The following is an 11,437-nucleotide window of genomic DNA, read 5'->3' as shown; positions in this document are numbered from 1 at the left end:
TCATCGGGGCAGCGAGAAGTCCACCGGCACCAGGCCGTCGGCGACCACTGCCTGGCCGTCACGCATGGCCGGGACGAAGCGCCAGTGGCGCAGTACCTGCAGGCGGGCGGCGCTGTCCAGGGTGCGCGAGCCGCTGCTGCGCTCGATCGTCACCTCGCTGGGGCGGCCGTCGGTACCCACCCGGACCCGCAGCAGCACCGTGCCCTGCTGACCGTCGCGAATGGCCTGGATCGGATAGGCCGGTGGCGGCGCGCTGCGGTACTGCAGCTGCACGCCCAGCGCGGGTGGCCCGCCGCTGACGGCGGTGGACGGCTCCAGCGAGGGCATGGCCGGCTCGCTGGCCGGCAGCGGCGGCACGGCCAGGCGATCGTCGGCGCTGGCGGTCGGCGGGGCCTGCGGCGGCGCGACCCGTGGCGTCGGGACCGCCGGGGCGGGCTTCGGCGGCGTCGGGTCGACGGTCACGATGTCCGGTGGCGGCACCGGCGGGGTGGGCGTGGCGGTCATCCAGCGCACGGACAGGCGGTCGCGCTGGGCAGGCGCGGCCACGTACGCGGCCGGAATCAGCAGCAGCATCAAGGCCAGCACGTGCAGGGCCAGCGCCGTGCTCCAACCGAGCACGCGGGAAACATCGAGTTGCAGGGGCATCACGGGGGGCTGCGTACGGACCATGCTCCACTCTCCTTGCCAGATGTGCGGGAACATCAACGTGCCAGCGCGGCCTGCGGGGTTGAGAGGAGGCCGCGCAATGACAGCAATACCGGAGCAGGGCATGCCCCGGAAGCCATGCGCGGGGGAGCCGTTTCACTGGCGCTCAGGAACCGGCGCGGGACAGCACGACGGCGCCCTGGGGCGCCGTCGTGGGAACCGCGTGGCGGCAGGCTCAGCGACCGAGGTCGAAGACCACGTCCAGGTTGACCGAGACGGTCGATTCGCCCGGCGAGACAGGGGTGGCGACGTCGGCGGCCATCGGCGCAGCGGCGGCACGCATCATCACCGGGCGGAAGTTGCCGCCACCGCTTTCAGAGATGCTGACAATGCGGCGCACGCGCAGGCCGAGCGACTTGGAATAGGTCTCGGCGCGGGCCTGGGCCTTCTTCAGTGCGGCCAGGCGGGCCTCGTCGTACACCGGCTCGGGCTGGTCGATCTCGAACTGCGGGCCGTTGATCTGGTTGGCGCCCTGCGCGGCCAGCGCATCGAGCACCTTGCCGAGCTTGGCGATGTCGCGGACCTTCAGGCTGACCGTGTTGCTGGCCTGGTAGCCGGTGATCTTCGGCGCTTCATTGTCCGCATATCGGTACTGCGGGCTGAGGTTGACGCCGCTGGTCTGCACGTCGCGCTCGGCGATGCCGGCGGCCTTGATCGCCGCCAGCACCTTGACCATCTGTTCGGCGTTCTGTCGCATGGCGGTGTTGCCATCGACGGCCTGGGTGACCACGCCGGCCGAGAGCGTGGCCACGTCGGGCACGCGCCGGGCCTCGGCGTTGGCCGAGATATTGAGCAGGGTGCCGTCGGCTGCGACGGCAACGGCGGGCTGGGACTGGGCGTGTGCGGTCATCGAGGTTCCCAGGGCAAGGGACAGGGCAAGCAGCAGGGGGGACAACGAATGGCGGCGCATGTACATCTCCTTGTGAAGGCGTTGAGGTTGGTGTCGGGGCGATGAACGTGTCGTGAGCTTTGCCGGGGTCGATCACGTTTCGACACGGTTGCTCGCGATTCAGACAGTAGCCACAGGTTATGCTTCCGCGATGTTTTATCTTGCCTCCCGATCTCCCCGACGCAACCAGCTGCTCGCGCGCCTGGACCGGCCCTTCCGCGCGCTGGACCTGGACGTGCCTGAAATCCGCGGCCCCGCCGAATCGGCCACCGACTACGTGCAGCGCGTGGCGGCCGACAAGGCGCGCGCGGGTCTGGCGCTGGTCGCCGACGACGCGCAGGCCGTGGTGCTTGGCTCGGATACCGAGGTGGTGCTCGACGGCCGCGTGTTCGGCAAGCCGGCCGATGCCGCCGATGCCCGCGCGATGCTGCGCGCCCTGTCCGGGCGTACCCATCAGGTGATGACCGCGGTGGCGCTGGCCGCGGCCGGCCGCCACGACAGTGTCCTGGTGGTGTCGGAGGTGAGTTTCATCGACATCGGCGACGACGCGATCGCAGCCTACGTGGCCAGCGGCGAGCCGATGGGCAAGGCCGGCGCCTATGCCATCCAGGGCGGCGCCGAACGATACATCCGCCATCTGGCGGGAAGCTATTCGGGTGTGATGGGATTGCCCCTGCAACAGACCGAGCAGTTGCTGCAGGCGTTTGGCGTTCCGCCCGCTGCTTCCACCACGCCAACGGAGGGTGTCGTCCATGTCTGAAGAAATCCTGGTCAATGTCACCCCGCGCGAAACGCGCGTTGCCGTCATCGAGAACGGCATGCTGCAGGAACTGCACATCGAGCGCGGCTGGCGTCGTGGCGTGGTCGGCAACATCTACAAGGGCAAGGTGCAGCGGGTGATGCCGGGCATGCAGGCGGCGTTCGTCGAGGTCGGGCTGGAGCGCGCCGCGTTCCTGCACGCCAACGATGTGATCCGGCCCGCCCCGGTGGCCAGCGCCGATACCGAAGGCACCACGCTGCCGCCGCCGTCGTCGGTGCCGATCGTGGAACTGCTGCGTGACGGCCAGGACATCGTGGTGCAGGTGGTCAAGGACCCGATCGGCACCAAGGGGGCGCGCCTGACCACCCAGATCAGCATTCCCTCGCGCTACATGGTGCTGCTGCCGCAGTCCAAGGTGGTCGGGGTCTCGGCCCGGATCGAGGACGAGGCCGAACGGGCCCGCCTGAAGAGCCTGGTGACCGAGCTGTCGGCCCAGCACGGCGGCTACGGCTACATCGTGCGCACCAACGCCGAGGGCCAGCCCGCTGAAGCCATCGCCGAGGACGTGGCCTATCTGTCGCGGGTGTGGAACGTGGTCGAGCGGCGCGGCCGCGATGCCGCGCCCTGCAGCGTGATCTACGAAGACCTGAGCCTGCCGCTGCGCTCGGTGCGCGACCTGATCCGCAAGGACGTGGACAAGGTCAAGGTGGACTCCAAGGAGACCTTCGCCCAGCTGCAGGCCTTCGTGGCCAAGTACATGCCGGTGCTGGCCGAGAAGCTGGAGCTGTACAGCGGCGACCGGCCGATCTTCGACATGTTCGGGGTCGAGGACGAGATCGGTCGCGCGCTCGACAAGCAGGTGCCGCTCAAGTCGGGCGGGTACCTGGTGATCGACCAGACCGAGGCGATGACCACCATCGATGTGAACACCGGTTCGTTCCTGGGCCAGCGCAACCTCGAGGAGACGGTGTTCCGCACCAACCTGGAGGCGGCACAGGCCGTGGCGCGCCAGCTGCGGCTGCGCAACCTGGGCGGCATCATCATCATCGACTTCATCGACATGGACGATGCCGAGCACCGCCGCCAGGTGCTCCGCACCCTGGAAAAGGCACTGGCCCGCGACCATGCCAAAACCACCGTGTACGAGTTCTCGCCACTGGGCCTGGTGGAGATGACCCGCAAGCGCACCGTGGAAAGTCTGGAGCGGCAGCTGTCCGAGCCCTGCCCGGAATGCAGCGGCCGCGGCTCGATCAAGACCGCCGAAACGGTCACCTACGAGATCTTCCGCGAGATCACCCGGGCCGTGCGCCAGTTCGATGCCGCGCGGCTGCTGGTGATCGCCTCGACCAAGGTCGTGGCGCGCATCACCGACGAGGAATCCTCGGCGGTGGCAGAGCTGGAGGAATTCCTGGGCAAGTCGATCCGCTTCCAGGCCGACGAGCAGTATCTGCAGGAGCAGTTCGATGTCGTGCTGCTCTGACCGTCATCCGCCTGCGCCGCGCGGCGCGGGCGTCCACGCGTTGCGATGAGTACGCCGCTTCGACTGCGACTGCGAAGGATTCGCCGCCATGCTGTGTACGCCGTGGCGATCGTATTGGTCTGCGTGGCGGTGCTGGTGGGCACCGTCAGTCAGCTGCTGCCCCTGGCCGAGCGGCACCCGGACAAGGTGGCGGCCTGGCTGAGCGCGCGCGCCGGTCAGCCGGTCCGGTTCGATGGGCTGGACACCGCCTGGACCCGGCGCGGCCCGCTGCTGCAGCTCAAGGGCCTGCGCATCGGGGCCGGCGAGGGGCTGCGCATCGGCGAAGCCGAGGTGCTGGTGTCGATGTATGCCGGCCTGCTGCCGGGCCACTCGTTGACCGAGCTGCGCCTGCGCGGCGTGGCGCTGGTGCTGCAGCGTGCCGCCGACGGGCGCTGGTCGGTGCGCGGCCTGCCGCAGGCTGGCGGCGGCGATCCACTGGACACGTTGCGACGCCTCGGCGAACTGCAGGTGATCGGCGGCCGGTTGAGCGTGGATGCGCCGTCGATCGGCCTGCAGGCCGAACTGCCACGCATCGACCTGCGCCTGCGCGTGAACGGCCAGCGGCTGCGGGTGGGCGCCCGCGCCTGGGCCGACCCGGCCGCGCAGCCGCTGACCGCCGTGGTGGATTTCGACCGCCACCACGGCGACGGGCAGGCCTGGCTGGCGGCTGATCCTGCGGATTTCCGCGCCTGGTCCGGCCTGCTCAAGGCGGGTGGCGTGTCGCTGCAGCAGGGCACCGGTGAGTTCAATGCCTGGGTGGACCTGCGCGACAACAAAGTGGTGATGGTGACCTCCGATGCCGACCTGCAGGGCGTGCGCCTGCGCGGCGCACCGCTGGCCGACGGTACCCGCCCGCAGCTGGCCCTGGATACCCTGCAGCTGCGCGCCCGCTGGCGCTGGGTGAAGGGGGGCTGGCGGGCGGATGCGCCGCGGTTGCGGATCGGCATGGAAGGCCGGACCCAGCAGCTGGACGGCCTGCTGATCGCCGGCGGCCAGCAGTTCGCGCTGTCCGGCGACAACCTCGATGCCACCGCACTGCTGCGTGGCCTGGCGCTGAGCGACCGCATCGACCCGGGCCTGCGCGGCTGGCTGCACGCCGCCGCGCCGCAGGTGCGGATGAGCCGTGTACGGGTGGCCGGGGAGCAGGGCGGTCGGCTGTCGATCGAGGGTGAACTGGATGAGATCCGCTTCGCGCCGGCCGGGCATTCCCCGGGCCTGAGCGGCGTGGGTGGCCACGTTACCGGTGACGCCGATGGGTTCGCGCTGGACCTGGTGCCGTCACGGGTGATGCATTTCGACTGGCCGACCGGTTTCGGCCAGCGCCATGACGTGCGTCTGGCCGGACGCATGGTCGCCTGGCGCGACGAGGCCGGCGGCTGGCGGATCGGCACTCCGGCACTGCGCGTGCAGGGCACCGACTATGCCGCCGATGTGCGCGGTGGGGTGTGGTTCCAGGGCGATGGCACGCGCCCGTGGCTGCAGTTGGCGGCGAAGATCGATGACGTGCCGATGACCACCGCCAAGCGCTTCTGGATCCATTCCAGGATGAGCAAGGGCGCCACTGACTGGCTCGACGCCGCGCTGGTGTCCGGGCAGGTGCGCGGCGGCGTGGGGCTGGTCACCGGCGACCTGGAGGACTGGCCGTTCGACCACAACAACGGACGGTTCGAGGCGACCGGCCACATCGACAACGGCAGCATCCGTTTCCAGCACGACTGGCCGACGATGGACAAGGTCAACGCCGGCATCGCCTTCATCGGCCCCGGCTTCGAGCTGCACGGCAGTGGCGACCTGGCCGGGGTGGCGGTGAACCACTTCGATGCCGGCATTGCCGATTTCGGCCAGACCGGCCTGTACGTAAAGGCGACCACCCGCAGTGATGCCGGCGCGCTGCTGGCCATGCTGCGCCGCAGCCCGCTGCAGGCCACTTACGGCGACACCCTGGACAACCTCACCGCCAAGGGACCGGCCGCGGTCACCTTCGACCTGCTGCAGCCGCTGCACCACGGCGACCCCGGCGGGCACCTGCAGGGCACCGTCGAGCTGGACGGTGCCAGTCTGTCGGACAAGCGCTTCGAGCTGGCCTTCGATGCCATGCGCGGGCAGGCGCGCTACGGGCGCGGCGGCTTCGACGCCAACCTGCTGTCGGTGCGCCACCTCGGCCAGGACGGCGTACTCAGCCTGCGCGCCGGCGATTATGTGCAGGACCCCCAGAAAGCCTTCGAATCCGAACTGACCGCCTCGCTCGACGCCGGCGGCCTGCTCGACCGCGCGCCGGAGCTGAACTGGCTCAAGCCCTACATCCACGGAACGTCGCGCTGGACCATCGGCGTGACCCTGCCCAAGGTCGCCGCCGGCAGCAGAACGCCGGCACCGACCGAGCTTCGTCTGCATTCGGACCTGGTCGGCACGCGCCTGGAGCTGCCGGCGCCGCTGGACAAGCCGGCCGACGTGCCGCTGGCCACCTCGGTGGCAGCGCAGTTGCCGATGGGCAGTGGCCGGGTGGATGTGGCGTTCGGCCAGCGCCTGGCCCTGGCCGCGCGCATGCACAACAACCAGACCGGCGTGCAGGTCACCCTCGGCAGTGGCCAGGTCGATCGCGAGCCGCCGGCCAGCGGCCTGGTGGTCAATGGCCGCAGCGGCTCGCTGGATGCGCTGGAGTGGATCGGCCTGGCGCGCTCGCCGGGCGGCGACGACGGCAAGGACCCGATGCCGCTGCGGCATGTGGATGTGCAGGTCGGCCAGCTGCTGCTGGCCGGTGGCGTGTTCCAGCAGACCCGTCTGCAGCTGCGCCCCACCGGCAACAGCGTGGACGTGCGCCTGGACGGGCCCTCGCTGGCCGGCCGCCTGGATGTCCCCAATGCCGATGGCGGCACCATCTCCGGCACGCTCAGCCGCGTGCATTGGCAGTCGCTGCCGACGCCGGTCAAGGCGCCGGGCGATGGCGCGCCGATCGTGCTGCCCAGCGACGCGCTGCTGGCGGCACGGGTGCAGGCCAGCGCCAACGACACCGACCCGGCCAGGATTCCGCCGCTGTCGCTGGACATCGACGACCTGCAGTTCGGCAAGGCCACGCTGGGCAAGGCGGTGCTGCGGACCCGCCCGATGGCCAATGGCCTGAGCGTGGACCAGCTGCAGTTCCGCTCGCCCAAGCAGGCCATCGATGTCCGTGGGCGCTGGATGGGCATGGGCGCGGCCGCCCGTACCCAGCTCACGGTGGACGTGAAGAGCGAGGATCTGGGGGGCTTGATGAAGAACCTGGATTACGGCGGCCAGCTGCGCGGTGGCCAGGGCCAGCTGCAGCTGCAGGCCGGCTGGCCGGGCGGTCCGTCGGACTTCCAGCTGGGCGCGCTGGAAGGGCGCCTGGACGTGCATGCCCGCAATGGCCAGCTGCTGGAGCTGGAGCCCGGCGCCGGACGCGTACTGGGCCTGCTCAGCGTGACACAGCTGCCGCGCCGGTTGATGTTCGATTTCCGCGACTTCTTCTCCAAGGGATTCGCCTTCAACCAGGTCGAAGGCACGCTGGCATTCGCCGGCGGCATGGCCACCACCGACAAGGTGCTGATCGAAGGGCCGGCGGCCAACATCAGCATCCGCGGCCAGACAGACCTGCGCCGCCAGCAGTTCGACCAGACGATCGACGTGAATCCGCGTGCCGGCAACCTGCTGACCGTGGTCGGCGCGGTCGCCGGTGGCCCGGTCGGCGCCGCCGTGGGCGCCGCCGCCAACGCGGTGCTGTCCAAGCCGCTGGGCGAAATCGGCGCCAAAACCTATCGTGTGACCGGCCCCTGGGCCGAACCCAAGGTCGAAGTGATCGACCGCGACGATGCGCCCAAGCCGGCCCCGGCCCCTGCCCGCCCGACCCCGCGCTGACCCTTTTCCCGCGCCCGGGTTGCGATGGCGACCGGCGCCCTCAGATAGATGACATGACCGACAACGCACTCTCGCTGGCCCACGACCGACTGCTCCTGCCCGCCGGGCTGGACGCCAATGGCCTGGAACGCACCTTCGGCACCCTGCTGGGGCCGGGGATCGACTTTGGCGACCTGTATTTCCAGCACGCCCGGCGCGAAAGCTGGAGCGTGGAAGACGGCATCGTCAAGGACGGTGCCCATTCGATCGAGCAGGGCGTGGGCGTACGCGCCATCGCCGGTGAGAAGACCGGCTTTGCCTATTCCGACGACATCCATCGCGATGCGCTGCTCGCTGCGGCACAGTCCGCACGTGCCATTTCCCGAGAGGGCGGGGCGCAGTCGGCGCGATCGCTGGTGCGGGGCACCGGTCGCGCCCTGTACCCGGCGCTGGACCCGATCGACGGCATGGGCAACGAGGCCAAGGTCGAGATGCTCAAGCGCCTGGACCAGTACCTGCGCGCGGCAGACCCCCGCGTGCAGCAGGTGATGGTGAGCCTGTCCGGCGGCGTGGATACCGTGCTGATCGCGCGCAGCGACGGCGTGCTGGCCGCCGATATCCGGCCGCTGGTGCGCCTGAACGTGCAGGTGATCGTGGAACAGCACGGCCGGCGCGAATCCGGCTATGCCGGCGGCGGCGGCCGCTACAGCTATGCCGATCTGTTCGCCGACGGGCGCCCGGAAGCCTTCGCCCGCGAAGCGCTGCGCCAGGCGCTGGTCAACCTGGAGGCGATCCCCGCGCCGGCCGGGGTGATGACCGTGGTGCTCGGCCCGGGCTGGCCCGGGGTGCTGCTGCACGAGGCGGTCGGCCACGGTCTGGAAGGCGATTTCAACCGCAAGGGCACCAGCGTCTACGCCGGGCGTGTCGGCGAGCGCGTCGCCGCGCCGGGCGTGACCATCGTTGACGACGGCACCCTGGACGGGCGCCGCGGCTCGCTGAACATTGACGACGAAGGCCACCCGACCCAGTGCACCACGCTGATCGAGGACGGCATCCTCGTCGGTTACATGCAGGATTCGCTCAATGCCCGCCTGATGGGCGTGGCGCCGACCGGCAACGGCCGCCGCGAATCGTTCGCGCACATGACCATGCCGCGCATGACCAATACCTACATGCGCGCCGGGCAGCACGATCCGGAGGAGATGATCCGGTCCGTCAGGAAGGGGTTGTACGCGGTCAACTTCGGTGGCGGCCAGGTCGACATCACCAGCGGCAAGTACGTGTTCTCGGCCACCGAGGCCTACCTGATCGAAGACGGGCGGATCACCGCGCCGGTGAAGGGCGCGACCCTGATCGGCAATGGCCCGGAGACGATGCAGAAGGTGCGCATGATCGGCAACGATCTGGCCCTGGACGAGGGCGTGGGCATCTGCGGCAAGGATGGTCAGAGCGTGCCGGTGGGTGTAGGCCAGCCGTCGCTGCTGATCGATGGCATCACCGTGGGCGGCACCCAGGCCTGAGCCGCCGGATGCGCCTGTCCCTGTCGCCACACCGCGCGCGGGCCAGCCCATTGCTGGCGCCGCCGCGTGGGCGCGTGGACTCAGTCGTCGGCGCGATCGTCGCCGTCGGTGTCGCCGTCCGCGTCCGCGTCGGCCGCAGCGTCCGCCGCGTTCAGGTCTTCCAGGCCCAGCGCGGCGGGCAGCATCAGCCCGCGCAGCACCTGATAGATCTCGCGGTAGGCCCGCGGCGGCTTGTTCTTGGCCCGGTCGGCCTGGGCGTTGCGCACCAGCGTGCGCAGCTGCTGGCGGTCGGCGTGCGGGTACTCGGCCAGCAGCAGGCCCAGCGCCTTGTCGCCGTCCTTCATCAGGCGCTCGCGCCAGTCCTCCACGCGGTGCATGGTGGCCACTTCACGGCGCGAGGTCTCACTGTTGGCGTCCAGCGCGTCGCGGATCGCATCCAGCACGGCGTCGTCCTCGCGGCGCATGTGCTTGGCCAGAAACGCCAGCTGGCGCTTGTGGGCGATGTGCGCGGTGATGCGCTTGGCCTCGGCGATGTGCGGCAGCAGGTCTTCCGGCACCGGCACGCGGGCCAGCTGGGCCGGGGTCAGCGAGACCAGCTTTTCGCCCAGAGCCAGGACATCCAGCGCGTCGCGCCGGTTCTGGCTGCGGCTGATATCAAGGAATTCACCGGTTTCTTCGTCGCGTCCGCGCATCGTCTTATTTCCACATCCAGAACTGTGCCCGGCGTCGCGCCAGGCACTCACCCGTACAGGATAAAGCATTGAACGTGATCTCCCCTGAAGTCTCCCCGGCCGACGACAGCCTGCAGCGCCTGGAGCAGCTGGCCGACATCTCCCAGCGCCTGCTGGAGCGGGCCAGGGCGCTGGGCGCCAGCCAGGCCGAAGTCAGCTGCAGCGAGGAACGCGGGCTGGATGTGAACGTGCGCCTGGGCGAGGTCGAGACGGTGGAATCCACCCGCGATCGCGGCATCGCGGTGACCGTCTACTTTGGCCAGCGCAAGGGCAGCGCCAGCACCGCCGACCTGCAGGACGCCAGCCTGGAGTCCACCGTGGCCCAGGCCTGCGCGATCGCCCGGCACACCGAGGACGACGCGGCGGCCGGGCTGGCCGACGCGGCCCTGATGGCCCGCACGTTCCCCGACCTGGACGGCTGGCATCCGTGGGCGCTGGGGGCCGACGAGGCGCTGGACCTGGCCCTGGCCTGTGAAGCGGCCGGGCGCGAAGCCGACCCGCGCATCAGCAATTCCGATGGCGCCTCGGCGGCCACGGCGACCAGTCTGTCGGTGTACGCCAACTCGCACGGGTTCATCGGCCGCGAGCGCAGCAGCCACCATTCGATCGGCTGCGCGCTGATCGCCGGCCACGGCGACGGCATGCAGCGCGATGGCTGGTACAGCAGTGCGTTGGCCCGGGAGGACCTCGAATCGGCGGCGGCGATCGGCCGCCAGGCCGCGCAGCGGACCGTGGCCCGGCTGCAGCCACGCTCGATGGCGACCGCGCAGATGCCGGTGCTGTACGCACCGGAGGTGGCACGCTCGCTGATCGGCCACCTGCTGGGTGCGGTCTCCGGCGGTGCGCTCTACCGCCGTGCCAGCTTCCTGCTCGACAGCGCAGGCACCCGCCTGTTCCCGGACTGGTTCGGCATCGAGGAACTGCCGCTGCTGCGCCGTGGCCTGCGTTCGTCGGCGTTCGACGGCGACGGGGTGGCGACCCGCGACTCGGCGCTGGTCAGCGACGGGATCCTGCAGCGCTACGTGCTGGGCAGTTACTCGGCGCGCAAGCTGGGCCTGCCGACCACGGCCAATGCCGGCGGCGTGCACAACCTCAAGGTCACCGCCAATGCGGGCGACCTGACTGCCATCGCGCGGCAGATGGGCGAGGGGCTGCTGGTCACCGAACTGATGGGGCAGGGGGTCAATGGCGTCACCGGCGACTACTCGCGCGGTGCAGGCGGGTTCCGCGTTGAAAACGGCGAGATCACCTATCCGGTGGACGGGATCACCATCGCCGGCAACCTGAAGGACATGTTTGCGAGCATCGAAGCGGTAGGCACCGATATCGACCGCCGCTCCCATGTTCACGTGGGGTCGATTCTGATCGGGCGGATGACCGTTGCCGGTAATGATTGACGTATTCTATTCAAGCTGCCCTGGCAGGCGGGGAGCCTGCCGCGCACTACCCACTTACCGCACA

The 11,437-nt window shown here is 70.0% G+C and carries 8 protein-coding genes; 5 read left to right on the top strand and 3 right to left on the bottom strand.

Annotated features, from left to right (window positions below; all coding sequences use genetic code 11):
* Together ACPEH1_RS04370 and ACPEH1_RS04365 are read right to left on the bottom strand one after the other, a co-directional pair.
* Nucleotides 1-669, bottom strand: coding sequence for an energy transducer TonB (locus ACPEH1_RS04370; protein ID WP_136003157.1), 669 nt, complete (start codon nt 667-669; stop codon nt 1-3).
* Between the two features lie 211 nt (nt 670-880).
* Entirely contained in the window at nt 881-1,615 is a 735-nt protein-coding gene (locus ACPEH1_RS04365; protein ID WP_423715322.1) for an SIMPL domain-containing protein, read from the bottom strand.
* A gap of 130 nt (nt 1,616-1,745) precedes the next feature.
* Here ACPEH1_RS04365 and ACPEH1_RS04360 point away from each other — a divergent pair, with 130 nt between their 5' ends.
* Genes ACPEH1_RS04360 through tldD form a run of 4 tightly spaced genes read left to right on the top strand, consistent with a single transcriptional unit; the run spans nt 1,746 to nt 9,245 of the window.
* Nucleotides 1,746-2,354 carry a Maf family nucleotide pyrophosphatase gene (locus tag ACPEH1_RS04360; protein WP_017356324.1) on the top strand — a complete coding sequence of 203 codons (609 nt, stop codon included), beginning with the start codon at nt 1,746-1,748 and terminating at the stop codon, nt 2,352-2,354.
* A complete protein-coding gene (rng, locus tag ACPEH1_RS04355) occupies nt 2,347-3,834 on the top strand; it encodes a ribonuclease G (RefSeq protein WP_136003158.1) in 1,488 nt (495 codons plus the stop codon). Before ACPEH1_RS04360 ends, rng begins: the two co-directional genes overlap by 8 nt.
* A gap of 45 nt (nt 3,835-3,879) precedes the next feature.
* Nucleotides 3,880-7,746 (top strand): YhdP family protein, encoded by a 3,867-nt coding sequence (locus tag ACPEH1_RS04350; protein ID WP_312710541.1) that lies wholly within the window; start codon nt 3,880-3,882, stop codon nt 7,744-7,746.
* A gap of 53 nt (nt 7,747-7,799) precedes the next feature.
* Nucleotides 7,800-9,245, top strand: coding sequence for a metalloprotease TldD (gene tldD, locus ACPEH1_RS04345; RefSeq protein ID WP_017355120.1), 1,446 nt, complete (start codon nt 7,800-7,802; stop codon nt 9,243-9,245).
* Nucleotides 9,246-9,325: 80 nt separating this feature from the next.
* On the opposite strand, the gene yjgA is transcribed toward tldD, so the two are convergent.
* Nucleotides 9,326-9,937, bottom strand: coding sequence for a ribosome biogenesis factor YjgA (gene yjgA, locus ACPEH1_RS04340; protein ID WP_136003161.1), 612 nt, complete (start codon nt 9,935-9,937; stop codon nt 9,326-9,328).
* A gap of 68 nt (nt 9,938-10,005) precedes the next feature.
* On the opposite strand from yjgA, the gene pmbA reads away from it, so the two are divergent.
* Complete coding sequence (gene pmbA, locus ACPEH1_RS04335; protein ID WP_136003162.1) at nt 10,006-11,373, top strand: metalloprotease PmbA; 1,368 nt, start codon at nt 10,006-10,008, stop codon at nt 11,371-11,373.
* Nucleotides 11,374-11,437 lie beyond the last annotated feature (64 nt).

This window comes from Stenotrophomonas sp. NPDC077421 (genome assembly GCF_049545505.1).
Taxonomy (GTDB): domain Bacteria; phylum Pseudomonadota; class Gammaproteobacteria; order Xanthomonadales; family Xanthomonadaceae; genus Stenotrophomonas; species Stenotrophomonas nematodicola.
Note: the sequence above shows the minus strand (reverse complement) of the source record. Positions and strands in the feature narration are given on the sequence as shown.

Excerpts from the sequence above, each read along its gene's own strand:
- ACPEH1_RS04365 (WP_423715322.1), bottom strand. The coding sequence starts at position 1,615 with ATGCGCCGCCATTCGTTGTCCCCCCTGCTGCTTGCCCTGTCCCTTGCC.
- ACPEH1_RS04370 (WP_136003157.1), bottom strand. The coding sequence starts at position 669 with ATGGTCCGTACGCAGCCCCCCGTGATGCCCCTGCAACTCGATGTTTCC.
- yjgA (WP_136003161.1), bottom strand. The coding sequence starts at position 9,937 with ATGCGCGGACGCGACGAAGAAACCGGTGAATTCCTTGATATCAGCCGC.
- tldD (WP_017355120.1), top strand. The coding sequence starts at position 7,800 with ATGACCGACAACGCACTCTCGCTGGCCCACGACCGACTGCTCCTGCCC.
- ACPEH1_RS04350 (WP_312710541.1), top strand. The coding sequence starts at position 3,880 with ATGAGTACGCCGCTTCGACTGCGACTGCGAAGGATTCGCCGCCATGCT.
- rng (WP_136003158.1), top strand. The coding sequence starts at position 2,347 with ATGTCTGAAGAAATCCTGGTCAATGTCACCCCGCGCGAAACGCGCGTT.
- ACPEH1_RS04360 (WP_017356324.1), top strand. The coding sequence starts at position 1,746 with ATGTTTTATCTTGCCTCCCGATCTCCCCGACGCAACCAGCTGCTCGCG.